The sequence below is a fragment of the Marinomonas maritima genome (genome assembly GCF_024435075.2).
GTDB lineage: Bacteria > Pseudomonadota > Gammaproteobacteria > Pseudomonadales > Marinomonadaceae > Marinomonas > Marinomonas maritima.
The window spans coordinates 279812-304237 of sequence record NZ_JAMZEG020000003.1 but is presented as its reverse complement, the minus strand read 5'-3'; the positions used below and the strand labels follow the sequence as shown (position 1 = coordinate 304237).

The window sequence follows — 24426 nt, the reverse complement described above, 5'->3', positions numbered from 1 at the left end:
CCGTGATTGGCGGCTTTTTTGTGGTTAGAGAAGGTCATTGAAGCGGGTTGAGGGAGTTGGCTATTCTGTCGTTTGAGTTTTTATCAAAAAACTTTAATGCTGTTTGCGGGTGTGATTTAGAAAGATACTTTTCGATGTATTGCAGTGCGCCTGTGTTGGTTGACGGGGTCTGGGTGATTAGCTGGAAGCCATTGTTTTTAAGTTTTAGAGGTAGCGCTTTGCTTATTGCCTCTATTGATTTTTTTTGTGAGAAAAAGGCGGTTACAAGAACTGGATAGCTTCCAGTCCTACCAAATGTAATATAGCGAAAGCCTTGGTAATGTATGTCATTTTTCTTGCAGTATGCGCGGAATTTGCACCATATTTTGTTCATTTCTTCGGCGGCATTGTCTTTTGATAAATGGAAATCTTTTTTTGGTGTAAACCAAGAAAAAAGCCATTCATTGTTTGTGTTTTCTGGTGCAGATTGCATTGCTTGTACGCGGTTAATTAGAATTTCAGCCTGTTGTATGTTCATGGTGTTTGCTCCCCTGATTGATAAAAAATGTCATTAGCCTTGCGTTGGTAAGTTAGGCCAGCGTTTTTTCAAGTCTTCAAAAATCGCGTGGCCGTTTTGGATGACGTTGTGCGGTTCGGCGTGCAATGACCAGCGGCCTTTGATGACTGTTATGGCGGCATCAAAGTTAAGCGCGTCGAGGTGACAAAACCACGCCAGCGGCGCGTGCCAGTTGTAACTGTTGTAAGTAGAAAGCAAAATTTGCGCGGCGACTTCGCCCGCGCTGCTGTCACTTTGCGACAGTTTCAATAAGCGCAAGATAGCCTCTTTGTATTCAGCTTCACCGGTTTGGCTTTTAATTGCCGCCTTGTTGTAGGCCTGTTGTTGCTCTTCAATCGCCGCGCGAAATTCAGGGTCCATCGTTGTGAATTGTTGTTTCATGATCTGTACTCCCGTTGATAAAAGAAAGCCGCCGTGATTGGCGGCTTTTTTTGTGTCTGAAATTTAGGTTTAACGTTGTGGTGGTGAGTTGCCCCAGCTTCCGTAGCTTTGCGGTTGTGGTGGCTGTTGATGTTGGGGCGCTTGTTGATGTTGCGGTGCGGGTTGTTGGTTTTGTGTTGGGTCATCCCAAAACACCATTAATTTGATTGAGCCATTTGAGCCAATCGGCATTGAATCAAGGTCGATGCTTACTTGTGGTGGCAAATGCGGTTGCTCACTCGGCCAAAGCGTGGCTTTGCCCAAGTTGGCAAAGCGCGCTTTCATGATGGGTTTGTTTCTTTGGTCAACTTGGCCTGTTGGGTAATATTCCGCTGCATAACATACGCGGCCTTTTGCTAACGGTTGGTTGGTTTGATGCTGAGACATAATGGTTTCCTTTTTTGGGTTGTTTTAAATTTGAGGATCAAGGCCAGCTTGTAAATCGGCATTTTGAAAGACATGTTCCAATCGCTCTTTACCGTATTTTTCAAACAGTGCATGAAGTAAGTCGCGAGCGGCTTCTGGTGTGGCGGTTTTTTTTGTGGTGGCTTCTAAATAACCTACGCGGTAACCGTTTTTTGCATCGGTTAAAACGTACTTTTTGGGGTGGCTGTAGGCGTCTTTGTGGGTGATGAATTTGCGGGGTAAACTGCCCACCATGCCGTAAAAGACGGTGCCAGTTATTTCCATCGTGCCCGCCGTTTTTGCGCCCGTTTTAATGTCGGTGTTGATGGCTGGAATGGTGATTGTCTCGTTTGCTGTGGTTTTGAATGTATCGGCCAAGTTAATTTCAGCAGATAAAAAACGTGATTTCGTTGCCATGATGATTCCTTATTGATTAGCCAGTTTAAGAAGAGCAACTTGAACCGAGCGAGGGCAGGTTGCCAGGTAACGGTTTTGGAGGTCGCTAGGTAATTGAGCGAAACCGCTTAACGTGGTGCGTTGGATGACGTTATAATCTGCGTTAGACATAATTGATTCCTTTGTAATGGTTGGTTTTGTCTCGGCCGGTTGGGAAGTTGCATTTCCTACCGGCCTTTTTTTTAATGAACTTTCTTTCGAGCGGCTTTCGCTGCTTGTTCTGAGGCAACTTGAACTTGCTCATCGGTTGCTGGCATTAAATCGTCTAGCCATTGCTCCACTTCTTTGCGTCTCCAATAAGAGCCCGCACCTACTTTCAATTGGCGTGGGAACTCACCACTACCAATCAGTTTGTAAACCGTGTTGCGGCTAAATGTCGTCATGTTCATAACGTCTTTGATTTTGATGAGTTCGCTTTTTACTTGCTGTGTCATGGTGTTCTCCTTATGCAAATTGGCTGATGGCGATTTCGTGTTGTTCGGTGATTAGCTTTTTCAGGCCTTCTGTTTCCCATGGTGTTTTGCAGTCAGAGTTGAATGCCATATCCATTTGAAAGCCGTATGGTGCAAAGCCCAACATGTAGGCAACAAAGAAGCGCCATAACGAAAAAAGGTGAAGATCATTAAGAGTGGTTAATTGAGCGGCGGCGTCGTTGCCGTGGTAATCCGTGAAGAATTCAGCGCACGTTTTTTCTAAACGGCCGCTTTTATCGTGAGATTCAACGAAGTCTAGAAAGTTGGTATTGCCCATTGCTTTGATGATGGTGGCTTGGTTTGTCATTGTGTGTCCCCTGTTGTCTTTGCTTGTCTGTATAAACGGACAATAGAGGTATTAGAAACTCTTGTCAATATAAGCAGACAAGAGTTTCTAATATTTTATTCTAAAGTTTAAATTTGGCTTCTATTACTACGCCAAGGATTTGGCAGTTTCCATTGATGGGAATAGTTGGGTAAGTGGGGTTTAGCGGTTTTAGAAATTTCATACCGGCGTCAATAGCGAGTTTTTTGAAGGTGGCTTCATCTGTGCCGTCTAGTTTGACGACGACTAGCTTTCCATTTTCGGGCGCTATGTCTGGATCAACCAATATAAGCATGCCTTCCGGAATACTTATTCCAACGGGTGACGTCATGCTGTCGCCAACAACACGAAGCCAAAACGAGTTGTCGCTTGCTCTGGATGGTGCGTCTTCCCATTCAATGTCGTTGCCAAGCGACCTATAATCGAGGGCTTCCATCCATCCACCCGCTTGGACTTGGCTTAGTACTGGAAGTGACTTTGTGTTGTACTGAGCAGGAGCCTCGGCAACGTTACTTGATAATGGAATGTTAGCGGTGTAGTCCTTGCCGTTAAGTATCCATGTCGGTGTGGTTTTGAAAATCTTGGCGAGATTATTTAGGTTTTTCCCGTTCGGAAGGGTTCTGTTGTTCTCCCATTGGGAAACTGTAGCAGGCGATGCCTCTACTAATTTAGCTAACCCTCTGACTGTTAGCTTCATCTCAGTGCGTTTTCTTAGGATTCTTTCGCCTATATCCATTTTAGAAGCTCGTCTGTAAAACAAAACAATATGGTAAATTAAATTGACAATGTATTTTTTTACAATTATTGTCTGTAAATACATACAGACGAGGTAAGTAAAAATGCTTAAAGAGAATGTAATTGCGTTTTTTCAAGCAAAAAAACAAAACCAGAGTGACATCGCCCGAAAGCTTGGTGTTGCAAGACAAACTGTTTCTTGCTGGGGCGATGTGATCCCAGAAAAACAGGCTATGAAGCTAGAGCGAATTACAGAAGGCGCTCTTAAATACGATGCTTCTTTGTATAGCTGTCAGCATAAACAAACCGCTTAGTTTTAAAAACATGCCATTGTCTGGGGAGAGAATGAAGATGGATCACTTTCAAAAAGCACTGCACGACCTTGTCCATACGTCTGAAATGGACGCTGGGCAAATAGCCGACACGCTCGGTATAAGCCGCAAAATATTGACCAACAAGGTCAACCCTGAAAACGCCTTCAATAAATTAACCGTTCATGAGCTATTCGCCATCACGATCCTAACCGGTAACGGCGTCGTGTTGCGTGCCATGCAAGCCGAGCTTGTTTTAAGCACATTGAAAGACGCGCCCGTTTCTATCCTTGACGCCATGATCAACCAAGGCAAAGAGTGCGGCGACGTATTCGCCGTGGTGCAAGAAGCCTTGGCCGACAATCGATTGACCGAGCGTGAACGCTCCAAAGTATTGAAAGAAGTGGATGAAGCCATTGGCTCATTAGAAAGAACGCGTCTGGCCGTGATTGCTCACGGGCGATAGTTGGGGGTGATGTATGCATTTCGATTTCACGGAAAAAACAGCCAGAAAAAGACATAACCGCCGCATGGCCTTGGCCGCGGCGTCCATTGTGTTTGTCATCGTTGGCAGCGTAGTGGAATTTTCGATGTTTATCAAAGTGGGTTTTTTATGATGTCAGCAAAGGTAAATCACCAAGCGCGTGAAGCGCAAATACAGCAATTCGAAGCCATCAAAAAAGACGGGGCCATGCCTTACGACTGCATCGATTGCGGTTGGAAAGGAACCAAAAGCCACTTAGGTGGATGGTTTGGTTTATTGGGTGGTGCCAAGTTCTGCCCTGAGTGCGGCCATTCCGAATTCTTAGTAAGTGGTGAGGAACTAGACGCCATGAACCGCGAGGACGACACATGCAAATTATCACACCCCTTGAGCTGTCATACGAACAGCTAAAAGCCATGTTGCGGATCATGCCGCCGCAAGAAGTACGTCAGAAAATATGGCGTTCGTGGAAAGAAGAAAAGAAAGCATTAGAGGGAAAAAATTATGTCAAACGTACACGAGTTGAACCGAGAAACACCCAGTTCATTGATGACATTCGCCAATGTGGAAATTGAAGTATTGCTAGAAGTGGCAAGACATTGGATGAAGATGCGCGTGTGTCATGAAGTAGATCAAGATTTGCAAATGGGATGGTTCTTTTTGGGAACGTGGAATCCGCGTTTCAGTATTTTGAAAATAGAGAAGCAGGGCGCTAGAAAAGGAAAAACCGGTTTTGGTGGTTGGTCGGTAATGCCGTTGCGCATTGCTGAAGAGTTCGATCCGCGAGAAATGGGCGATGACCCAATGAGTAAACAGGAATTGGTTTTGTTGAGGGACATGATGGTCGCCGCTGTTACGGGTGGACTAAAGCGCTTTTTAATGAATGGTGCCGCGTCTATGTCTGAGATTGCGGGAAGAAGTTCTATTTTTTGGTGTAAGGATTCTGTGGCGTTAAAGCTGGCGGAAAAATTGGATTTGGCGGCGTGGGAAATAGCACAAGAAGAAGAAAGAAAGTTCATTGAATTTAATACGGGAGCGGTTGTTAAGCATGCTTAGTTATTGGAGTAAGCCGCAAGAAGTTGTTGATATACCGCCCGCGCCAGCGGGTTTTATGTGGCCATATGAATGTGAGCAATGGCGTAAGGAGCAATTAAAAGGTTTAAGTCATGAGGACGTTTTCGAATTACGTGCGCGTCTTGACGAGTTAGACCAAGAAAAAGGCCATATTGTGGCCAATGCTTGGTTGGTTGAAGTGGTTGAGCGTTACCAACTATTAAACAAGATTTCGGTTATGCGTCCCTACGTGCAAAAAGAAGCGGAGCGATTAGCCAAGCGAAGCCGTCAAGATTCCATTGAATGGTTGCGCGGTGTTGTGGCCCGGTTGCGTTTTTGCGACAAGATGATCAGCGAGTTAGATGGTGCCGAGCTGAGCAAATGGGCGGAAACAAAACGCTATGAGTTCGAATCAGGCATGTATGGATTGCTGGTAAACGAAGGGCGCGCGGCGGTTCTTAAATGGGTGGAAGTTCATTTAAAAGAAGTGGGCGTGTCGTTTCGTGATTGGGACGATGAAGACAAAGTGGTTGCCATGATTGCCCGCATGATCACACCAGAATGGTGGGCGCGCCAAGCGAAGAAACAATGGCGAGTGGTTGAAAGTATCTTGCGCGAATGTGGCGAAGTCCATAACGGCGCATCCCCTTATCTTTCGAAATGGGGTTTAAACAAATTCCGCAAACAGCAGAAAGCCAATGCCGAATTTTTAAAGGGTTGGGAAGCTGTCAACCAGAATGATGAAGCCTTTACCCTCGAAGATTTATCAAGCCGTGGTGTTTCTAATCCGTTTATTCGTCGTGGTGAACTAATGGCACGGGTTCGTGGTACGGAAGAGTTAGCCGTTGAAATGGAGCACGTCGGGTATTTCCTAACGTTGACCTGTCCATCTAAATATCACGCGGTGCGTAAAAACGGGCGCCGTGTTGGCAAGTTCTATAAAGCCAAATGCCCTGATCCAAGACGTGGGCAAACCTACCTATGCAATGTGTTTAAGCGCATTCGTTCAAAGTGCAAACGTGATGGTGTGCATTTTTATGGTGTTCGTGTGGTCGAGCCACACCACGACGCGACGCCACATTGGCACATGATGGTGTTTGGTGAAGCGGCACAACTAAAGACGTTTTTAGCTATTTTCAAACATTACGCTTTACAAGAAGACGGTCACGAAAAAGGCGCGGAAGAAAAACGCTACGACATTAAATACATGGATCCAGCGCAAGGGACGGCGGCTGGTTATATGGCGAAGTACGTTTGTAAAAGCGTGGATGGTGAACACATTGAAAAAGACATTGAGACAGGGCGCAATGCGTCGGCCATGTCCGAAAGTATCACGGGTTGGGCGCGTCGTTTTGGTATTCGACAGTTTCAATTTTTTGGCGGGGTTTCTGTGAGCGTATGGCGTGAACTGCGAAAAATCAAAAAGGACGTGGGTGCGGTCATTAAGCCAATTCACGAAGCGGCGGACAAAGGTCGTTGGAAGGATTTTACCAAATTGATGGGTGGCGTGTTCGCGGGACGTAATCAGACATTGAAACTTCATTACAGCGAAGAAGAAGAAAACCAATACGGAGAATTGGTTTCGTCCATTAAAGGTGTGGCCCGTGGTGTTGATGTGTATGTGACGCGTTTTTATGACTGGACGATCCAACGCGTTGGGTCTGGCTCTGAGTCTTCTTCTTTGAAGAACGGCGGAGCCGTTCCTTGGACTCGTGTCAATAAGTGTACGGGGCCGAGTTTCGGCCTTAGAAATCAGCCAACCGGAAGTGGTGGAGGTGGCGCAAATGTCAGTACGGGTTAAATGTCCACGATGTAAAGGCAAAGCGATTATCACAAACAGCAATGATCTAGCAAAAGACATAAAAGACGTGTTTTACAAAGAACTTTACGTGCAGTGCGTAGAGAAGGACGGGTGCGGCGCGCGTGCTGTTTTTGGTATGGAATTTAAGCACTACATCAACCCGCCGCAAACCGACGTGGTCAGCATGGCGCGCAAGATCATTGAACAGCAAGAGCAACTGAACATCAAAGGGGTGTGAGTGTGAAAAGGGAAATCATAGTCGACAATTTCGCGGGCGGTGGTGGGGCGAGTACGGGCATAGAGCTTGGTTTAAATCGCTATGTGGATATTGCTATCAATCACGACCAAGCGGCCATTGATATGCACAAAATGAATCATCCAGAAACGCGCCACTACTGCGAATCTGTGTGGGATGTTGATCCGGTAGAGGCGTGTAATGGTCACCCCGTTGGTTTGGCGTGGTTTTCACCCGATTGCAAACACTTTTCAAAAGCAAAAGGCGCCACACCAGTAAACAAAAATATTCGTGGTTTGGCTTGGGTGGCCGTTCGTTGGGCGGCGTCGGTGCCTGTTCGTATGTTCATGCTTGAAAACGTTGAAGAGTTTTTAACGTGGGGTCCTGTGGAAGATGGCAAACCATGCAAAAAGCGAAAAGGCGAAACATTCAACGCGTTCATATCCGCACTAACAACGGGGCTTGATTTGGATCATCCAAGCATTGAAGACGTAAAACACGCATTAGGTGAAGAATTCGACTTATCCATAATCGAAAAAGGCTTGGGTTACCAGGTGGAATGGCGAGTGATAAAGGCGTGTGATTATGGCGTGCCAACAACGCGAAGCCGTTTGTTTTTGATTGCTCGTAAAGATGGCGAACCAATTGTATGGCCGGAACCAACGCACGGCGAAGGACTGCAGCCCTATAAAACAGCGGCGGACATTATCGATTGGAATTTGCCTGTGAAATCGATATTTGGAAGAAAAAAGCCATTGGCTGAAAACTCAATGAAACGGATCGCCAAAGGCTTGGAAAAATTCGCATTCACTGAAGCACCATTTCTTGCGCCTGATCCGACCAAAATTAGCTTTATTACTGAATATGCCAATGCCAGCCATCAAAGAAACATGGCGATAGACGAGCCATTGCGCACGATTTGCGCGCAAGTCAAAGGTGGTCATTTTGCTTTAGTCACTAGCCACATTGTGAAGTTTCGCGGTGACAACATCGGCCATGGTACCAACGAGCCTTTGCACACTATTTCCGCCGGCGGTTTTCATCTTGGCGAAGTGCGCGCCTTTCTTATCGAATATTACGGAACAGGAAGCGCCCAAAAAATTGATAAGCCTTTGCACACTATTACCACGCGGGATCGTTTCGGGCTGGTCATGGTAAAGGGGACGGCTTACCAAATTATTGATATTGGCTTGCGCATGTTGGAACCATACGAGCTTTTTAAAGGCATGGGATTTCCTGCAGATTACAAAATAAGCCATGACAGCCAAGGCAAAAAATTAACAAAAGCCAACCAAGTGGCGCGCTGTGGTAATGCCGTTTGTCCGCCATTGGCGCAAGCGTTGGCAGCGTCCAACTATAAGCCACTAAGCATAGAAATAGCGGCATAGGTGAAGCATGAAAAACAACGATCAAGCCAAAGCCGATAAGAAGCGCCAGCAAGACAAAGAGCGTCAGCGTGCCAAACGCCAACGGGACGCCGAAAAAAATTCGGAACTCGGTATTCATGAATACCGAGTTCCATTATCACAAACCGAGTCCGAAACACTGGCCGAGCTGTGCGCCTATCGCGGCGGGGCTGAGCCATACGCGGCGGCGGAATTTATCGCCACACTGATACGCCGTGAAAAGAAGCGGGTGGATGAAGAGAAAAAGCACTTAGGACAATGCGACTTTTGCGGCGAGCCATTACCAATGGGCTGCAAAAACGGCCTAGGCATACCGAAATTAAAAGGCGTGGCTGAATGCTGGTACACGCGGGAAGAAAAGAAACTGAGATTGTAAAACCACAGCGTGACACGTCACGTTTTTAAAAATTAACATAGGGGAGCGAGCAGAAATGAAACAAGACCTAGAAACCACCATAGAAAATGCCCAAAAAATCACCCTCGGGCAGGTAGACAACGGAACGCTAGCCACGGCGGTAAATTGTGCCGATACGCTGCAAATCGTTAGACACGGCATCGTGGAGAGCTACGTGATACCAAAACACCTGATTGATGACCTACTTTTGAAAATGGCCGTTATAGAATGCGACAACAAACGCTTGCTAGGCGAACGCGTCGCGGAATCAATCGGATTACCAACAAACCGTTACTTTCATGATTTTAGGTTTGATACGGAAGCAATCAAGAAGGCTTCTGAGGAAATAGGAAGAGCCGCTGAAAAAATAAGGCTAGAAGATGTTTTTAAGTGTCCTCCTGTGAGCGCGAAAGAGCGAGCAATGGCAGGCACCAATGCGGGGCCAATAGCTAATGCAAATTGCCGTCATTGCTTAGATCCAAATTGCCAGCGACTCGCAAGCCATTGCCTATTTGATCGTTATTGGCTTACACAGCCGATGATTATGAGTAAACAGCCTGTGGTTATTAAAACCATGACAGGGCGTAATGTAGACGTGTAACGAAAAAAGTTTATGATGGATAAAGCGAAAAACGGGGTGATTTATGAATAAGATGGTATGCAGAGAGCATGGCTTTAAAAAAGGGCTTGGCGGCATTCGTGAGATTGAAAAGTGTATGCATTGCCAGTTTGAAAAGGGTGAAATTAAAAAAGAAGATTTCATATCTTTGCCTAAATTGTTTGATGGTGAATTTCACGGGGAAGATGAAAGCGAGTTTGATTTATTTGAAGTTCATGATTCCCATAAAAGCGTGATGTTAGAAAGAAAAGAATTTGTATTGGAGCCTTGGAATAGTGCGCCAGTTTTACGGTATTCAGCACACGATAAAAATGTAGGACGGTATAGACCAGAATATTTTCTATTTTTCGGCTATGGCTTCCGCGTGTTGGTGAGTAACCAAGGCGAAAATAAACGCTGTGATGAAAACGGGATACCGATAAAAGAGGAAATGGACGAATTCATTATGGGTGCGTTAGGGTACAAAAATTAAAGCGGGGTGATTCATGAAACAAGAAAAAGAGAGTGCTTTAGAGTTGTGCCATCAGTGCATGGTAAAGAATGGTTATAAGCGAAAAGACCAAGGCTCGCATACTGCGATATTAAAAGACTGCCCCAGCTGCGGCGAGCGAAAGCCGATACTTTCGAATCGACATTGGGTTATGGATGATTTAAAGTTTTCAGTTGGAGTTTATGGGGATTGGGTGAATGGTTCTAGATTAGAAGGTAAGGCGCCAGGTTATCCCGTAATAAAAAAGTATTCTGAAAAGTGTAAGGGTGTTATTGCGTGGTTTATCACAAAAGAAGAAGCGGAAGAATGCGTGGATTGGAAAAATAAAACGCCCCAATGATGGGGCGTTTTATTGTGGGGTGGTTACAGCTTGCCAGGTTGGGCGCCAATATCCAAAATAGAGTCTGTGTTTGTATCAACTAAGCAAGAATAGGTGTAATTCTGGAAGGCGCCAAAACCATTTTGAAGTTTTAGTTTGTCTCCGAAATAAGTGATTGTTCCAGCGGTTTTATTTTTCCATAAAAAATGGGTAAATTTGGAATCGACCCAACCGTCTGTCCATTCAAATTGATATTTGGCTAAATTTTCAATTAGATCAGGGCAATAAACTTGAGCGGTTATAATGTGTTTTGTAGCCCAGCATTGAAGGTCTTGTCTGCATGCGGCATTTTCGGCGGCTATTTCTTTTGGTGTTTTTGCGGGCTCTTTTGGTTTTGTGGTGGCGTCATCGTCACCGCATGAGTTAACAACAACAGCGATAATGATGGATAACACAATTATCCCCAAGCAACCTTGAGCGGTTTCTTTTCCTGATACCGTCGGATTTTTTGCACCACAGTGCGGGCAAGACTTCGCCTTGGTCGATACCTCTTGTTTACATTCCTTACACGGTTTTAGCGCCATGGTTCCTTCCTAAATTTGGTTTGATGAAAGGCGCACTATAAAACATTTACAAAAGCGTGACACGTCACGTTTTTAAAAATCAGCAAACCATAGAAATGAAAAAGCCCATCAAGTGATGGGCTTTTGTATTTGAAATGGCTTTCATTTACTGATTGTCTAACAAGTAAATTCTAGCTTTTTAATGACTGCATAGCCGCTTCGGCTAAATAGCTTGAGCGGCTTTTTAAGTTCATTTTGCTAACCCGCTGGTCTATTTGCTGGATCAAATATTTAGGTAAGGTCACATTAATGCGTTCAGTTTTTCCACTGTACATAGACATATCAATATCAACCACAGCCCATACACCGCCAGCATAATCAGGATTATCTAAATATTTTGATGCACTTGATGCCAAAGGCAGTGCTTCACCATCTTGAATGACGTCAGACAAAAACAAATCAATCGCTTCGTGTGTGTTTGCTAACGCTTCTTCAAACGTTTCGCCAGCACTAAAGCAACCGGCTAAATCTGGAATGGTCACACCGTAGGCGCTGCCTTCGTCTTTGTGAATTACCACAGGATATAACATATTTTTCAACCTCCTTAGGTCGAGATATGAAGTGCAAGCAGGGCTATAACCCTGCTTGCTTAAGAATGCTTTTGTAAGTACCAATCGGGAGATCCGATTTCGGGTGGGGTACTACAACACGCCCTTTCTTAGTTTTATGCTTAAAAATATTATGACTGCCGTTCACCCTATCCAGATACCAGCCATCATTTTTAAGAAGTTTCACAACGTCTTTGCTGTTCATATCGCCGCCTTGTTTGCTTTGATGATTTAATTATACACCAGAACACACCTTTTACAACAAAAACATACACACAAACACACTTTATTTTAAAGAAAGATAAAAGAGTGATACGTCACGTTTTTTAAAAATGACAAGTAAGCGCGGGAAAATAATTTAAAAAATATAAAGTAAAACGCTTTACATAAAGCGTTTTACTTTATATAATATCTACATCAACTAACGAAAAGGACATAACAATGAAAATCTTCCACACAAGCCCTGTAGAAATAAAAGCAATCAATACACTAGGCCTGTTTGGTGATTGCCTGTTCTTTTCGAATGATGTTTACACCATGACCGCATCATCAACTGTTTACACTTACTCTATGGAAATAGAGGATGAAGACTTTATTGATGTTAGCGAGCTTTACGACGAAGAAGTAATAAAAGACATTTGCGAGACATTGGAGGTTGAAGAAGACGATGCTGAACGCATGCTAGATGGTCGTGACACTGCATTTGATCATGGAAAAGATGGTGAAGACGATTGGTGGATTCAACGCATCCAAGGCGAGTGCGCAAAGAAAATGGGATACAAAGCGTGCAAAGCTTTTGATGAGCAAGGAACAGTTTATATCATTCCAATGCTTGGCCGTGAAAGCGAACTAACACTAGAGGAAACAAACTAATGCCATTGATTGATTATATAAAAAGCCATTACGACGGAAATAGAACAAGGTTTGCGGAAGCGCAAGGCGTCAAGCCACAGCAAGTTACCCAGTGGATAAAAAATGGTTTCATCGTAGTGGATGGTGCTCTTTACAGTCATAGAAGAGAGTTAAAAATATAATTTGATTGTGTGGCGAGGGCTTTTTTACATACCCGGTAAATCATCCAGTCCAAAGTCTTCAGTTAACACGTTCGTCAGTTCAGGGTCTGCCAGTTTTTTGAGCAGGGGTCTAACACATGGGTCATTGATTAGTGATTCAATGGCAAACGAGTTCGCTAATTGATGCATTTTTTGATACATGCCGCTAATCGTTGAAAGCTCGCCGGCTATCATGCCCAGTATTCCACTAGTGGCGCTTTTTAGTTCTTCCGTGACACGCACAAGAATGTCATCAAATTCGATTACGGTGATAATCTTGAGGTCAAAATCCGCCATAGCTTGTTCTAGGTCGTCTAGTTCTGACGTGACCGCATCTAAATACATGTCTCCTACATTACCTAATGATCCCATTACGCTATCAATCGTCGCACAGCTTGATGGCACGTTATTAATATACGAGTCGATTTCTTTGATCGTGACAGACACTTGCATATCATCCAACAACGTATCTAAACGCCCATTGATGTGCGCGGCCATTTGATTTGCACCCGCCGCAAAGCTAACCAACGCCGCTTGGCAATCCACCACTTTAAATTCGGTCGGCAGTATCGCACCGGGGGGTGTGTCGTCAGCGGGTAGGTATTTAGTTAAATCGCGGCTTAATTCCAAGGCGCGAACGCCTGTATCACTCGCTTTGGTGTGCATGGATGATTGAAAGCCGTTGCCATTGCCAAACAAATTGAACAGTCGTTTATTGAATGTAAATGCCATTACGCACCGCCCGATTTTGCAGCAACCAACCATCGCGGCTCGTTAAAGCCAATTTTTGCCCGCGTTAGTAATTGGTCGTTTAGTTCCTGCCAAATGGCCTGTTTTGGGATGGTTTCACAGTCGTAATACACCTCACGGACGTTTGTTAAATCGCCATGCCCTGCAGCATTGTTTGCCATGATGCTGGCGAGTCCTGCGGGTACTCGGTGCATATTAAGGATGTCTTGCTGAGTGATTTCTTTGATCTTGTCGTATTCGTCGCGGTTGCCAAAATCCCCGACGGGGATAACTTGCACACGGTCTTTGGTGTAGCCCGGTTTGCCCTGTAGCGTTGACGCCATGTTTAAATACATGGATCGATGGTTGCCAGGGCCTTTTGATTGAGAAATAGCGCTTTGCAATTCGGAAGCTTTGTTTTTGTCTAGATCAAACGTCACCAAGATATAGCCAGTATGGGCGCCATTCTGATAATACTTACGACGAAACAGCGTGGCCGCTTCGCCTAATAAAATACTGTGAATGCCCGAAAAATACGTGGGTACACCGTACAGCCCTTGACGAATATCGCCGCCGTTTAGATGAATAATGTCGGCCGCGTCGTATTCCGTCCAACTGCCGTTGCTGTTCAATAAATAGTAATTGTCTTCCGTACCCACGCGCATATTAACAGCTGGCAAACGAACATAACGATTAATGCCGCCTAGCCAGTTCCGAATCGCTAAAAAATAGGCGTTATCAAATACCTCGAAATCTTTAAACGCGGCGCGTGCTTCGCGGCGGGCTATCATTGGGTTATCTTGCCAGCTTGCCAAAAGCTGATTATGTTTGAATTCCAGCACGCTGGCATGGGTGCCGTTGGCGTACATGGTTTTTGCTAGCCCAGCCAAACTAACGGGCGGGACATACCAATAGCCGTTTGAATCCGCAAACACGCCTAGATAATCACTTATCTGACTGCCGAGTACCGGTTCTGGATCGCCAAAACTAAACGCAGTCGGTTGCACTTCTTCTTGCTTTGGCATCAACACGCCACCGGTTGACGTAGTGTAGCTGCTGTCGATTCGTTCGCGTGGTTTCTGTGTTGTCATGATTCGTTGTCCTGTTTATTGACTCATTGCCATGTGTGTTTCGTTGTTGTTTGTTGTGTCGTCGGTTTTTTTCGATTCGAAGAATTGTTTCTCTGCTTGCAGAGCGTGAAAAGCTGCCCACGCCAAATCCGCGTGGCCTGTGTTGCCGTTACGCGGTGCGCCGTAAGTAATAGAGCCGTTTGGGGTGGTGATTTGGTGAATCATCATGAGAGATAAAGACAGTTCTTTGTTTTCTGCGTCGTATTCAAGGCGTCCACCGTCTATTAATCGTTTGGCGCGTGTTACTAAATCCGTTTTTTCGGCCACGGAATAATAAATAGGCACCACAAAATCTAGGTTCAGATCCAAACAACATTGGAAGGTATCGTGACCAATGCCCGTGGTATCAATGCCGCACCATTTAACATTGAATCGTTGGTAAATCTCGGCAATACGCGCGGCTTGGTATTCCGACGTAATGCCCTTGAATTGATGGGTTTCAATCACGCGCCATTTTTGCGCCAAGGTTCGTGGAATTTCAACCACGACTAATCCAGCGTTATCTCTAATTCGTGAGGGGTCGTAACCAATCGCCACAGGCCTATTGCGTGTTGGGTTGTCGCTGCCAAAATCTACGTCTTTCCATTTTTCTAATGGATTTATCATGCATTTTGATAGAGTGGAGAAGGGGAATACACTTTCATTATCATCAACAAACTTACAGCGAAATAAATTGTCAAAATCCGCTTTGCTGTATTTGTCTTTTAGTTTTTTGATGTTGAACAGTTTACAGCCCATGCGCTCGGCATCTTCCACTGTGACGAGGTGCCGCCAAACAGAATCCCCACCTAAAGAGCCTTTTTTGAGGGTTTTGTCTGATAGATCAATATCAACTTTTTTCTTACGATCTTTGTTAAATGCCGAACCACTCCAATGTTCGTAAGCAGGGTGCTGCAAACTGGACGGTGTAGAAAAATAGGTTTCGCGCCACTTTGCATGAGAGGCCATGCCAGACGCTACTTTTTGTAATTTGGCGTAGCCGTATATCCAAAAAACTTCATCAATATAAAGGTGGCCATGATAACTTTGTGCGGTGCTTGAATTGGTCGAGAGAAAATACAGGGTTGCCCATGATTTACCGTCTTTATACAGTTCTATGCTGTCTGCGCCTTTTAATTCAAGGTCGAACATATCTCGTGCGAAAGATTGAATGTACGCTTTGAATACGCGCGCTTGGTCTTTCGATGCAGACAAGAAAACTTGGTTGTCGCCATTCTTCACGGCGTCTTCAAACGCTTCCCACGCGAAATAATACGTCGCACCGATTTGGCGGCTTTTTAATATAAATCGGACATCGCAAAGGTCGGGATCGTGGGCAACTTTACGCCACAGTAATTGGTATTCGAATAGGTTTTTATTTGCCCAAGTATCAAACTTAGAGACATCAATATCACTAATGTCATTTTTGACCTTGGCTTTTCTTTTACTGTTGCCGCGACGATTGCCACGGTTTATGGCGCCTTCTACCGCTTCCGGCTTTCCATCGGCAATGGCTTTGGCTTCCGCCGTGATCTTTTCCGCTTTTGCTAGGTCTTGTCTCATGCTGCCAAAAATACGGCATAACGCAGTAAGCTCTTGTACTTCCTCTTTCGTCTTATTCTCGCGGTTCGTTAGCGTGCTGATGCGGCGGCTGACTTCTATTTCCGCTGTGTCGAATGCAAGCAGCTCTTTCCAGTTGAATTTATCAATCCAGCCGTAAACCGTCCTTTCGTTAACGTTTAGGCGTGCGGCTATTTCCGCTGGTTTGTGGGCGCGGATATAAAGCAGTCGTGCGTGATCAATCGTGTCTTGAGAATATGCCATGGCGCCATATTAGCCGCCCATTAACCACTTAATAACGTCAGTAAATACAATGACTTGTGATAATGCCTTTATCGCAATTCCGTGGATTTTACCCGCTGGAATCGTCGGGTTTTGGCGCTTATCTTTGCTCTATCGAGTGTTTAAAACGAATTAAGCGAGACAGGAAAAGGGCGCGAAATGGCGGGTAAATCTAAGTGGTTCAAAGTGGCAACAGCGGGTCCAACTATTGACGGTCGAGAGATCGAAGAGCAGTGGATTGAAGACATAGTTGAAACCTACAGTACGGACGAATACACCGCCAGTATTTTTAAAGACCATTCTTCTTGGAGTGGTAACTATGGGCGAGTGCTGAAAGTAAAGGCAGAGAAAGACGCCAAAGGGCGTTTGTGTTTATTCGCAATACTAGAGCCGAATAAATATCTATTGAAGCTTAATGCAGAAGGCCAAAAGCTTTTTACCAGTATTCGTGTCGTGGTGGATGCTGCTAAGTCGGGTAAAGCCTACTTAATGCACCTAGCCATTACAGACGAGCCTGCCAGCCTTGGCACCGAACAACTTTCCTTTAGCCAGAACGGCGAACACTCAGAAATTTTTATAAGCAAAGACAGCGAAAAGCTGGAGTTTGAAGAAAGCTTATTTCAAAAAATATTTATCAAGAAAAACTCCCCAACACAGGAAGACGACCCAATGACAGACGCAGAAAAAGCAGAGTTTAAAAAGCTGCAAGACGAATTAGCCGACTTTAAAACAAAGCTTGAAGCACTAACGGCAGAAGACGAGCCAAAAGGCGACGAAGCACCTAGCGAGTTCGCGGCACAAATCACCGAGTTAAAAGAAAAAATCACCGCACTTGAAAACGAAAAGAAAGCGTTCGCAACACAAGCGGAAACGCTCAAGGCGCTAGTGGAAAACTTCGCAACGCTGGAAGGCAGTTTTACAAAAGCGATGAAAGAAAAAACGGAAATGCCGCCAAAGAGCAAAGGCGAGTCGGAAACCAGTTTCGAAATCGTTTAGGTCCAGGTCACACGAAAAGCGTCTGGGGAGCCGCTTAAAAAAGAATCTTAGATAGGAAAAGAAGATGGCTACAAAATCGTTATCAGTACAGGGCAGAACACAGCTAAAAGCGTATTTAAATAATGTTTACGCGTCGGTGGGTGCTGCGCTTGGCGAACAATTCGACGTCACGCCGTCTGTGCAACAACGCTTGTATGAAAAAGCGGTTGAGCATGGCGCGTGGTTCCTCGGCATGATCAATGTTGCAGTGGTTACCGAAATCAAAGGCGAGAAAGTCGGCCTGATGGTGGCGGGCTTAATCACAAAGCGTACCAACACCAATACCACAGATCGTCAAACATCTAGTGTCGTTAGTGAAGATTCAAAAGGTTACGAATGCCAATTCACCGAAACCGATGTGCATATCAACTATGCAAAATTGGATCAGTGGCGCAACCGTACACCACAGCAATACGGGGATTTGTATTCAGCTTTATATCGTAAGGCGATGGTCGATGACCGTGTGCGCATTGGTTGGCATGGTGTGTCTATTGCGACCACAACAAACAAAGCGACATACCCGAACGGTGAAGACGTCAACAAAGGCTGGATTCAGAAAGTACGTGAAGAAGCGCCAGCACAAATTGACGAAGACGGTTTGACCTTCGGCCATGTTGATGCGGATATGCGTAACTTAGACGTGGTGGTTGAAAGCGCCAAGCAAATGATTCCTGAACATTTGCGCGACGATTCCGAATTGGTCGCGTTCATTTCGTCTGATTTGATGAGCGATTATCGTCTTGAAAGTTTGGCCGCGAATGGCGACAAAGCAACGGAAAAAACACAGGTAAACGATAACCGTGTAACTGGCATTTTTGCTGGCTTAAAAGCGATCACGCCACCGTTTTTCCCGTCTGGCACTGTGATTGTGACCTATCCAGAAAACTTGTCGATCTATCTGCAAGAAGGGTCATTACGTCGTCATATTAAAGACGAGCCGAAACGTTCACGCGTGGAAGATTACAACTCTGAAAACGTGGATTACATCGTCGAAGAAACCGACGCAATCGGCATTATCAAAGGCATTACGAAATACGTACCAACGCCATAAATTAAACCAAATGGTTTAACAAATGGTATTCGCTCGAGCGCGAGTGCCATTGATTAAACCCATACAAATGGAAAGCAAACATGAACCTAATACAGCAGCGCCGCCTTGCCAGATTAGCGAAGCAAAATGCGAAAAAAGAAGCGACGAAACCAGCCAATAAAGACAGCAAAGGCAATAAGCCGGTTGTCTCTAAATTGCGTCAAAACATGCAAAAAGCCAAAGCTGATGCTGTACCTGTAGTCGATCAAAAAGAACCACTAAAAACGGATGCGCCGGAAGATAAAAAAGACGAGCAGTCCGAAAAGCTAGACGGCTTGGAAAACCAAGTCGACGGCGTGGAAGGCTCGGTTGATGACCTAAAAAACGATGTAGAAAGCCAAGGTGAAAAAACCGACGCGTTGGCCGGAACGGTTGACGAATTAAGCAACGACCTAGACAGCGTAAAAGACGAAGTTAGCGAACTAGATAGCCGTGTTGATTGGGTCGAAAACGACATTGAAAAAATTAAAGAAAAGCTGCAAGACGATTCCGAATTTATCGGCAATCCAGAGCTTGAAACGCACAAAGCGATTTTAGCGGCCAGCATTGACGAAATGCTAAACGTGGAAGACATCGAAGACCGCAAAGCCTACAAAGCCGAAGCCATTGTAAAACTAATCGACTTTGTTAATGGGTATGTGAGTAGTGCCGCGAAATACCCAAACATCGTGGCCGTGTGGGTCATGATTTGGTTGTTTGACTTGGGCGATATTGCCCGCGCGTTGCCATTAGCATTGCACCTTGCTAAACAGAAAATTCACAACATGCCGACGCGTTTTAAATCGAAAATTGAAGTGTTTATCTGTGACCAAATGTACGACTGGGCAAACGCTAAGTTAGACGCGAACAAAAGCGCGGGGCCGTATTTGGACAACTTAATTCAAACGATTGAATCAGACAAATGGCAATTGCCCGATATTGTGCACGGGAAAATGTACGCCATGCACGGCAAGCATTTGGAAGTGCTAGGCGAAGAGGAGGCGGCATTAAGTGCCTTTGAAAAAGCCATGTCATTGAATAGCGCGGCAGGCGTAAAAAAGAAAATGGAAAAGTTACAGGCAAGTTTGGCTAAAAAAGTAAAAGAATCTTAACGGGCTCCCCCAGGTGGCACACACAACGGCTTTGGCGTAGTCATTTTATGGCGATGACCATAAGCCGCTTGTGATGTGTTCCATAACAAATATCAGGAGTAAGAAACGTGAGTTTAAACGGTAAAACAACCGCCAGCACGACAACGGCCACGGTGATTACCAACCCGCGCCCGTTCTTCCCTGATATTGAACTACAAGCGTTTATCGATAATTACCGCTTGCCAGGTGAATACAACGAAGCGCCATTGGTTTACGAATTAACGGGTGCAATACGCCATGTAAACGAAGAATTAACTGACTTCGTGTTAATCCTGCAAAGCGTGATCGTCGCGGAAACACTAGAGGCGTTCGAAGCGGAATTGGTGGACGTTTACAAAGCCGCTGTCATGCACTGGGCGCGGTCTGGATTGATCAAGTATTTCGAAACCATCAACCGCAAAGCAGCGGCCGAAATACAGGGCGAACGTAACGAAATAATTGTCACGGAATGGAAAGTCGAGGCGCAAAGCTGCATCGACATGCTAAGCAAACGCATCTTAAAGGTGGCAGCGGATAGCGGCGCGCTAGGTATCGGACGTCGTGAATATGCTGATGGTTTTAGGGCGTCGATCATATGAAAAAAATGATCGCGTTGCGCTCGTATTTGGAAAGTTTGAGCTTTTGCCATCGCATCGAAAAGCTGGATGTATGGGCGGAAGACTTAGAGCAAACAACAAGCGGCAAATACGACGGTAACAGCGTATTGCTTTACACCATGAAATACCGCGCGGTGTTCTCAGTAGAGGGTTTTGTATACAGCAAAGACCCAATTGAACTGTTGCATACGCGGCTGATTACTTGGCTAGCGGATAACGACAAGCGCAGCGACATGGAAGATGCAGAGTTAAACATCAGTCCTGAAGTTTTAGATAAACACACGGCAAACATTGAAATAACAATCATGTTTGAAGAAGACGTTTACATAGTAGAAAACGAAGCGGGTCAAATTGAATACGCGGGCAGAACATGGGAATTAGCAGATCCTGAACACGATATAGCCGAATCATTTGATCTATTGAGTAGTAATGAGTAGCAGCGGTGTAAGTGCGAATTGGAGCGGCGTTAAAGACATAGAGTACTCGCTCATGTTGCTGCAGTTAAGCGACAAAAAGAAGCGGCGTATTACAGGGAATATTGCCAGAAGCATTAAAACCCAAACGCGAAAAAACATTAAAAACCAAAGCTCGGTAACGGGTAAAAGGTTTAAGGACAGGAAAAGAAAAAGAACGTTAAAAGGCAAGATGTTAAGCGGCTTTGGTAGAGACAAAAACTTCTTTGTAAAAACGTCGGCAGAAAGCGCGCAAGTGTCATGGAAAGGCGAAATGGCAGGGCTGGCAAAAATACACCAAGAAGGGGCGCAATTTAAGTCTAAGCCTCGAAAAATATCTCGGCAAAAACTAGAAGAAATGAAAGGCATGATGGCCCAACGCTGGCAAGCAAGATTAATGAATAGCATGGGTTTTAAGGTTGCTAACAAAGATGGCGGCGGCAAGCGAGGGAAAGCAGGGGTGAAAAAACGGCGAGTATCTCAAGCTTGGATCATGCAATACATAACCGCGTTTCAAGCCATGATTATTATCGCCAAGTTACGCGAGGAAAGAGGCGAAAGCGGCGGCAAGGACATTGAAACAAAGATTCCAGCGCGGCACTTCTTCCCTAATGAACGGGCTTGGTTAACAGAATTAGCCACGCAAATGGTAACAAAAGAATTTAGAAAGGCAGGTAAATAACATGGCATTAGGAAACGTAAGCGTTGGCACAAAAGACAGCGGGGCGGGATCGTTTAAAACACCAGAACGTCAGCTTTTGTACGTCGGTGCAGCGGGCAAGGGTTGGGGCAAAATCCTTTATATCGATCAAAGTACGGATTTGGACGAAGTACTGGGCGACAACGCAAGCCGCATGAAAACCGCCATTTATTATGCCCGTTTGAACGCGGCGGCAAACTGGACATGTATTGCGGTACCACGCCAAGCAATCGGCGAATGGCAAGACGCATACGATATGGCTATGTCTGCAAACGTCGTGTGTGAAGGGGTGGTAGTAACAGACCCAATCAAAACCAAAGACGACATAAACGACATGAATACAAACGTCGTGAATGCCGAAAACGAACACGGCCGCATGATTTTTTTTGCGGGTGCTACCGAAAAAATGGACGCCACAACACAAACATGGTCGGACTTTATTGCCGAATTTGAAACGCTGCAAGACACTGTTTACGCAACAGGTGTGGTGTTGGTGCCGGAAATAACCAGCGGTTGGTTAGGTTGTTTAATGGGGCGCTTGTGCAATGAGTTAGTGTCTATTGCAGACAGTCCAATGCGCGTTGCGACGGGTGGCATTGTCGGTATCACGACATTACCCAGTGATATGGGCAGTGTTCAGTTTAACAACTCACACGCCAAAGCATTGAACGATGCGCGCGGCACCGTGCCACAAACGTATGTGGATTATGCCGGTATCTATTGCAGTGATTGCATGACGCTCGCACCAGAGGCCAGTGATTTTGGTGTGTTGGAAAACGTGCGCGTGGTGAACAAAGCCAAGCGGCAAGTGCGAATCTTAGCAATCAAAAAAATCGCCAACCGCGAACTAAACAACACCGCTGCATCAATGGATTCACACGTTGCCTATTTTGCTGCGCCGTTGACAACAATGAGTCGGTCAATGCGGGTGAACGGTATCTATATACCAGGTGATTGCAAGCCGCCAAAAGACGGCGACATTGGTATCGAATGGCTATCGAAAACAAATGTGCAGATAGCACTTACGGTCACGCCGCACAACTCGCCAAAATCTATCGCGGCGTATGTGGGCTTAAATTTAGCGAACGAGGCATAACATGCATCATATTTCAGCATCAGATGTAAACGTCATGATGGGCACAACGCTCGTCAATTTAGAGACGTTCACGCTCAACATTGAAGACGGTTCAACGGCCGTTAAAACCCGTGGAATAAGTCATGGCTGGGTCAATGGTGAAACGTCGGCAAGCGGTGAAATCACTGTGGATACGGAAAACTTAAAGCTAATGATCGACGTTGCAAAAACGGCGGGATCGTTTCAGTCCATGCCGCTAGTCGATGTTATTTGTTCGGCCAAAACGGTAGATCAATCGCTAAAAATAGCGGCCTATGGTTGCAAAATCACTATGTCTAAAGTGTTGGAAGCGGGCAAAGCGTCTGGCAACAAGTTGGAACATACATTGCCATTTGTTGTGACAGATAAACGCTTCGTAGAGATCGACGGCACGCCGTATCTGGGTCAAGACCGCGTAGGCGAATTGGGTGATTAATGGATCACTTTAAAACAGCATTGGCCGATGTCCTGAAACACGAGGGTGGCTATGTAGACCATAAGAACGACAACGGCGGCGCCACGGCGTTTGGTATTTCGTTGCGTTTTTTATCTACATTGCCAGCGTTGGCCGGTGATGTTAATGGAGACGGTCATGTGAATAAAGGCGATGTAAAGGCGCTTTCAAAAGAAGACGCGGCCAAGTTTTACGAAAAGTTTTTTTGGTTGCATTACCGTTTGAATGAAGTGGAAGCCGAAAGCGTCGCCGTTAAATTGATGAATCTATTCGTCAATATGCGCGGAAAAACAGCGGCTTTAATTGCCCAGCGTGCAGCGAATGATTTAGGCGCGGGATTGGTTGAAGACGGCATTTTAGGATCAAAAAGCATCGCTGTTTTAAACAGACTAGAAGCGGAACAGGTTCTGGTCTGCATTAAATATCAGGCATGGGCTGTTTATAAAGCCATTGTTGAAAACACACCAAGCCAAGCGGTTTTTATTAACGGCTGGCAAAAGAGGGCGTTTGCATGAGTGCATTTTTATTACCTTTGTTGCGAAATTTAGGAACCGCATTGCTAACCAAAACCTTTGGGGTTTGGTTAGCAAAACTCGCGGCCAAGTCTACAAAAACCATGGTTGATGACAACGCTATATTGCTGTTGGAGGGTGGTTTAAATAACAATCCGGCACAAATTGAAACGGCTGCAAAAGCCATTTTGAAAGAGTTTTCTAAGAAAGCTTAGGGGCGACTTATGGAACTGTCACAAGCGGCTTTGACTGTTGCAATGTTTGTGTTGTCAGCGATTACGAGTGGGCTTGTGGCTTTTCTTATATTTCTGTTTCAGCGCACGGCGAGCAACGAGCGTGACTTAATGCAGCACAAACTAGATGCGGCAGAAAAGTACGCTCATAAAAATGAAATCAATGATTTAGCGGGTCGGCTAGAAAGAAAAATAGAAGACCTGTTTAAGCAAATTTACGAATCAAGAAAATAGGGGAATGAACATGGCACAGGTGGTTTGTATTACAGCGGGCGCGGTAGCATTTAGCTTCACTGTTGATGACAAAATGTACAACAAATTTGTGGATGGTATGACCAAAGGTGGTGCCGTATTGCCCGCTTATAACATGCTATCAAACGCGGTAGATAACGAGCAGCACGCGAAGTTTGTAGAAACATTTTCAGACGGGCAAAACAACCCTCGTGCAACGTTGGTATTGGAAGCGGTAGGGATGATCACAGAGGAATTTACCAGTGATTTACCAAAACTGGTAAAGACGCCAACGAGTTCCGTGAGTTCATCGAAAGAAACGGCTACGAGCAACTCGTAACATTGCGCATGCATTACTTACCGCAAGAAGACAACTCGTCTGAAAGTTTAGGGCGTGCATTGTGGTTAGAGTGGCGAGAGTCAGAAAGACAAACCGGCGCTATTGCAAACGGCATCAGTAAGGCCTTTTCTGGATAAAAAAGAGGGTAAGGATA

Annotated in this window: 41 protein-coding genes; 27 read left to right on the top strand and 14 right to left on the bottom strand. The window is 45.3% G+C overall.

What is annotated here, in order from left to right; genetic code table 11:
* Window positions 1-34: 34 nt before the first annotated feature.
* From M3I01_RS13595 to M3I01_RS13560, 8 genes are all read right to left on the bottom strand, one after another.
* The gene (locus M3I01_RS13595; protein WP_275565131.1) at window positions 35-517 is read right to left on the bottom strand and encodes a hypothetical protein; all 483 of its coding nucleotides are present in this window, start codon (window positions 515-517) and stop codon (window positions 35-37) included.
* A 33-nt stretch (window positions 518-550) separates the two neighbouring features.
* Window positions 551-937: a DUF7673 family protein gene (locus M3I01_RS13590; protein WP_255896427.1), complete on the bottom strand. Its 387-nt coding sequence runs from the start codon at window positions 935-937 to the stop codon at window positions 551-553.
* Window positions 938-1006: 69 nt separating this feature from the next.
* Window positions 1007-1363, bottom strand: a complete 357-nt coding sequence (locus M3I01_RS13585) for a hypothetical protein (RefSeq protein WP_255896426.1) — start codon at window positions 1361-1363, stop codon at window positions 1007-1009.
* Window positions 1364-1387: 24 nt separating this feature from the next.
* Window positions 1388-1798, bottom strand: a complete 411-nt coding sequence (locus M3I01_RS13580; RefSeq protein WP_255896425.1) for a hypothetical protein — start codon at window positions 1796-1798, stop codon at window positions 1388-1390.
* Between the two features lie 9 nt (window positions 1799-1807).
* On the bottom strand, window positions 1808-1948 hold the full coding sequence (locus tag M3I01_RS13575; RefSeq protein WP_255896424.1) for a hypothetical protein: 141 nt from the start codon (window positions 1946-1948) through the stop codon (window positions 1808-1810).
* Window positions 1949-2019: 71 nt separating this feature from the next.
* Window positions 2020-2271, bottom strand: coding sequence for a helix-turn-helix transcriptional regulator (locus M3I01_RS13570; protein ID WP_255896423.1), 252 nt, complete (start codon window positions 2269-2271; stop codon window positions 2020-2022).
* Window positions 2272-2281: 10 nt separating this feature from the next.
* Window positions 2282-2617: a hypothetical protein gene (locus M3I01_RS13565; protein ID WP_255896422.1), complete on the bottom strand. Its 336-nt coding sequence runs from the start codon at window positions 2615-2617 to the stop codon at window positions 2282-2284.
* Between the two features lie 100 nt (window positions 2618-2717).
* The gene (locus M3I01_RS13560) at window positions 2718-3371 is read right to left on the bottom strand and encodes a LexA family protein (protein WP_255896421.1); all 654 of its coding nucleotides are present in this window, start codon (window positions 3369-3371) and stop codon (window positions 2718-2720) included.
* A gap of 103 nt (window positions 3372-3474) precedes the next feature.
* On the opposite strand from M3I01_RS13560, the gene M3I01_RS13555 reads away from it, so the two are divergent.
* From M3I01_RS13555 to M3I01_RS13500, 12 genes are all read left to right on the top strand, one after another.
* A complete protein-coding gene (locus M3I01_RS13555; protein ID WP_255896420.1) occupies window positions 3475-3684 on the top strand; it encodes a Cro/CI family transcriptional regulator in 210 nt (69 codons plus the stop codon).
* 37 nt (window positions 3685-3721) lie between these two features.
* Complete coding sequence (locus M3I01_RS13550) at window positions 3722-4147, top strand: phage regulatory CII family protein (protein WP_255896419.1); 426 nt, start codon at window positions 3722-3724, stop codon at window positions 4145-4147.
* A gap of 13 nt (window positions 4148-4160) precedes the next feature.
* Complete coding sequence (locus tag M3I01_RS13545; protein ID WP_255896418.1) at window positions 4161-4298, top strand: hypothetical protein; 138 nt, start codon at window positions 4161-4163, stop codon at window positions 4296-4298.
* Window positions 4295-4576: a hypothetical protein gene (locus M3I01_RS13540; protein ID WP_255896417.1), complete on the top strand. Its 282-nt coding sequence runs from the start codon at window positions 4295-4297 to the stop codon at window positions 4574-4576. Before M3I01_RS13545 ends, M3I01_RS13540 begins: the two co-directional genes overlap by 4 nt.
* Before the next feature lie 93 nt (window positions 4577-4669).
* Entirely contained in the window at window positions 4670-5221 is a 552-nt protein-coding gene (locus M3I01_RS13535) for a hypothetical protein (RefSeq protein WP_255896416.1), read from the top strand.
* A complete protein-coding gene (locus tag M3I01_RS13530) occupies window positions 5214-7019 on the top strand; it encodes a replication endonuclease (RefSeq protein WP_275565130.1) in 1806 nt (601 codons plus the stop codon). The genes M3I01_RS13535 and M3I01_RS13530 overlap by 8 nt, the downstream gene beginning before the upstream one ends.
* Entirely contained in the window at window positions 7003-7257 is a 255-nt protein-coding gene (locus M3I01_RS13525; protein WP_255896414.1) for an ogr/Delta-like zinc finger family protein, read from the top strand. Before M3I01_RS13530 ends, M3I01_RS13525 begins: the two co-directional genes overlap by 17 nt.
* A 2-nt stretch (window positions 7258-7259) precedes the next feature.
* A complete protein-coding gene (locus tag M3I01_RS13520; RefSeq protein ID WP_255896413.1) occupies window positions 7260-8642 on the top strand; it encodes a DNA cytosine methyltransferase in 1383 nt (460 codons plus the stop codon).
* Window positions 8643-8649: 7 nt separating this feature from the next.
* A complete protein-coding gene (locus M3I01_RS13515; RefSeq protein ID WP_255896412.1) occupies window positions 8650-9036 on the top strand; it encodes a hypothetical protein in 387 nt (128 codons plus the stop codon).
* Between the two features lie 55 nt (window positions 9037-9091).
* Entirely contained in the window at window positions 9092-9655 is a 564-nt protein-coding gene (locus M3I01_RS13510) for a hypothetical protein (RefSeq protein ID WP_255896410.1), read from the top strand.
* A 43-nt stretch (window positions 9656-9698) separates the two neighbouring features.
* Window positions 9699-10145, top strand: a complete 447-nt coding sequence (locus M3I01_RS13505) for a hypothetical protein (protein ID WP_255896408.1) — start codon at window positions 9699-9701, stop codon at window positions 10143-10145.
* Between the two features lie 13 nt (window positions 10146-10158).
* Window positions 10159-10503 (top strand): hypothetical protein, encoded by a 345-nt coding sequence (locus M3I01_RS13500; RefSeq protein ID WP_255896407.1) that lies wholly within the window; start codon window positions 10159-10161, stop codon window positions 10501-10503.
* A 23-nt stretch (window positions 10504-10526) separates the two neighbouring features.
* Here the strand turns inward: M3I01_RS13500 and M3I01_RS13495 are convergent, their stop codons facing one another.
* The 3 genes from M3I01_RS13495 to M3I01_RS13485 form a co-directional block, all read right to left on the bottom strand.
* Window positions 10527-11066, bottom strand: coding sequence for a hypothetical protein (locus M3I01_RS13495; protein WP_255896406.1), 540 nt, complete (start codon window positions 11064-11066; stop codon window positions 10527-10529).
* Window positions 11067-11236: 170 nt separating this feature from the next.
* On the bottom strand, window positions 11237-11635 hold the full coding sequence (locus tag M3I01_RS13490) for a type II toxin-antitoxin system HicB family antitoxin (RefSeq protein WP_255896405.1): 399 nt from the start codon (window positions 11633-11635) through the stop codon (window positions 11237-11239).
* Between the two features lie 43 nt (window positions 11636-11678).
* Complete coding sequence (locus M3I01_RS13485; protein ID WP_255896404.1) at window positions 11679-11858, bottom strand: type II toxin-antitoxin system HicA family toxin; 180 nt, start codon at window positions 11856-11858, stop codon at window positions 11679-11681.
* A gap of 236 nt (window positions 11859-12094) precedes the next feature.
* Between M3I01_RS13485 and M3I01_RS13480 the strand changes: the two genes are divergently transcribed.
* Both M3I01_RS13480 and M3I01_RS13475 read left to right on the top strand, forming a co-directional pair.
* On the top strand, window positions 12095-12526 hold the full coding sequence (locus tag M3I01_RS13480) for an AcrIF11 family anti-CRISPR ADP-ribosyltransferase (RefSeq protein ID WP_255896403.1): 432 nt from the start codon (window positions 12095-12097) through the stop codon (window positions 12524-12526).
* Window positions 12526-12687 (top strand): helix-turn-helix domain-containing protein, encoded by a 162-nt coding sequence (locus M3I01_RS13475; protein ID WP_255896402.1) that lies wholly within the window; start codon window positions 12526-12528, stop codon window positions 12685-12687. The genes M3I01_RS13480 and M3I01_RS13475 overlap by 1 nt, the downstream gene beginning before the upstream one ends.
* Window positions 12688-12711: 24 nt before the next feature.
* Here the strand turns inward: M3I01_RS13475 and M3I01_RS13470 are convergent, their stop codons facing one another.
* The 3 genes from M3I01_RS13470 to M3I01_RS13460 are packed head-to-tail and all read right to left on the bottom strand — an operon-like array spanning window position 12712 to window position 16367.
* Window positions 12712-13437 (bottom strand): DUF7217 family protein, encoded by a 726-nt coding sequence (locus M3I01_RS13470; RefSeq protein ID WP_275565129.1) that lies wholly within the window; start codon window positions 13435-13437, stop codon window positions 12712-12714.
* A complete protein-coding gene (locus M3I01_RS13465) occupies window positions 13437-14525 on the bottom strand; it encodes a phage portal protein (RefSeq protein WP_255896400.1) in 1089 nt (362 codons plus the stop codon). Before M3I01_RS13465 ends, M3I01_RS13470 begins: the two co-directional genes overlap by 1 nt.
* A gap of 15 nt (window positions 14526-14540) precedes the next feature.
* Window positions 14541-16367 (bottom strand): terminase large subunit domain-containing protein, encoded by a 1827-nt coding sequence (locus M3I01_RS13460; RefSeq protein ID WP_275565128.1) that lies wholly within the window; start codon window positions 16365-16367, stop codon window positions 14541-14543.
* Between the two features lie 177 nt (window positions 16368-16544).
* Here M3I01_RS13460 and M3I01_RS13455 point away from each other — a divergent pair, with 177 nt between their 5' ends.
* From M3I01_RS13455 to M3I01_RS13395, 13 genes are all read left to right on the top strand, one after another.
* Window positions 16545-17381, top strand: coding sequence for a GPO family capsid scaffolding protein (locus M3I01_RS13455; protein WP_255896398.1), 837 nt, complete (start codon window positions 16545-16547; stop codon window positions 17379-17381).
* Window positions 17382-17445: 64 nt separating this feature from the next.
* A complete protein-coding gene (locus tag M3I01_RS13450) occupies window positions 17446-18471 on the top strand; it encodes a phage major capsid protein, P2 family (protein ID WP_255896397.1) in 1026 nt (341 codons plus the stop codon).
* A gap of 80 nt (window positions 18472-18551) precedes the next feature.
* Window positions 18552-19601, top strand: a complete 1050-nt coding sequence (gene gpM / locus M3I01_RS13445) for a phage terminase small subunit (protein ID WP_255896396.1) — start codon at window positions 18552-18554, stop codon at window positions 19599-19601.
* A gap of 107 nt (window positions 19602-19708) precedes the next feature.
* Window positions 19709-20218, top strand: a complete 510-nt coding sequence (locus M3I01_RS13440) for a head completion/stabilization protein (protein WP_255896395.1) — start codon at window positions 19709-19711, stop codon at window positions 20216-20218.
* Entirely contained in the window at window positions 20215-20673 is a 459-nt protein-coding gene (locus M3I01_RS13435; RefSeq protein WP_255896394.1) for a phage tail protein, read from the top strand. Before M3I01_RS13440 ends, M3I01_RS13435 begins: the two co-directional genes overlap by 4 nt.
* Window positions 20666-21370 carry a phage virion morphogenesis protein gene (locus M3I01_RS13430; RefSeq protein WP_255896393.1) on the top strand — a complete coding sequence of 235 codons (705 nt, stop codon included), beginning with the start codon at window positions 20666-20668 and terminating at the stop codon, window positions 21368-21370. The genes M3I01_RS13435 and M3I01_RS13430 overlap by 8 nt, the downstream gene beginning before the upstream one ends.
* A 1-nt stretch (window position 21371) precedes the next feature.
* Window positions 21372-22484 (top strand): DUF2586 domain-containing protein, encoded by a 1113-nt coding sequence (locus M3I01_RS13425; protein WP_255896392.1) that lies wholly within the window; start codon window positions 21372-21374, stop codon window positions 22482-22484.
* A gap of 1 nt (window position 22485) precedes the next feature.
* A complete protein-coding gene (locus M3I01_RS13420) occupies window positions 22486-22938 on the top strand; it encodes a phage protein (protein WP_255896391.1) in 453 nt (150 codons plus the stop codon).
* Window positions 22938-23471 (top strand): glycoside hydrolase family 108 protein, encoded by a 534-nt coding sequence (locus M3I01_RS13415; protein ID WP_255896390.1) that lies wholly within the window; start codon window positions 22938-22940, stop codon window positions 23469-23471. The genes M3I01_RS13420 and M3I01_RS13415 overlap by 1 nt, the downstream gene beginning before the upstream one ends.
* Window positions 23468-23683 (top strand): hypothetical protein, encoded by a 216-nt coding sequence (locus tag M3I01_RS13410; RefSeq protein ID WP_255896389.1) that lies wholly within the window; start codon window positions 23468-23470, stop codon window positions 23681-23683. The genes M3I01_RS13415 and M3I01_RS13410 overlap by 4 nt, the downstream gene beginning before the upstream one ends.
* 9 nt (window positions 23684-23692) lie before the next feature.
* Window positions 23693-23935, top strand: a complete 243-nt coding sequence (locus M3I01_RS13405; RefSeq protein WP_255896388.1) for a hypothetical protein — start codon at window positions 23693-23695, stop codon at window positions 23933-23935.
* 10 nt (window positions 23936-23945) lie between these two features.
* The gene (locus M3I01_RS13400; RefSeq protein WP_275565127.1) at window positions 23946-24272 is read left to right on the top strand and encodes a putative phage tail assembly chaperone; all 327 of its coding nucleotides are present in this window, start codon (window positions 23946-23948) and stop codon (window positions 24270-24272) included.
* A gap of 8 nt (window positions 24273-24280) precedes the next feature.
* Window positions 24281-24409 carry a DUF6890 family protein gene (locus tag M3I01_RS13395; protein ID WP_255896386.1) on the top strand — a complete coding sequence of 43 codons (129 nt, stop codon included), beginning with the start codon at window positions 24281-24283 and terminating at the stop codon, window positions 24407-24409.
* The last annotated feature ends 17 nt before the right edge of the window (window positions 24410-24426 follow it).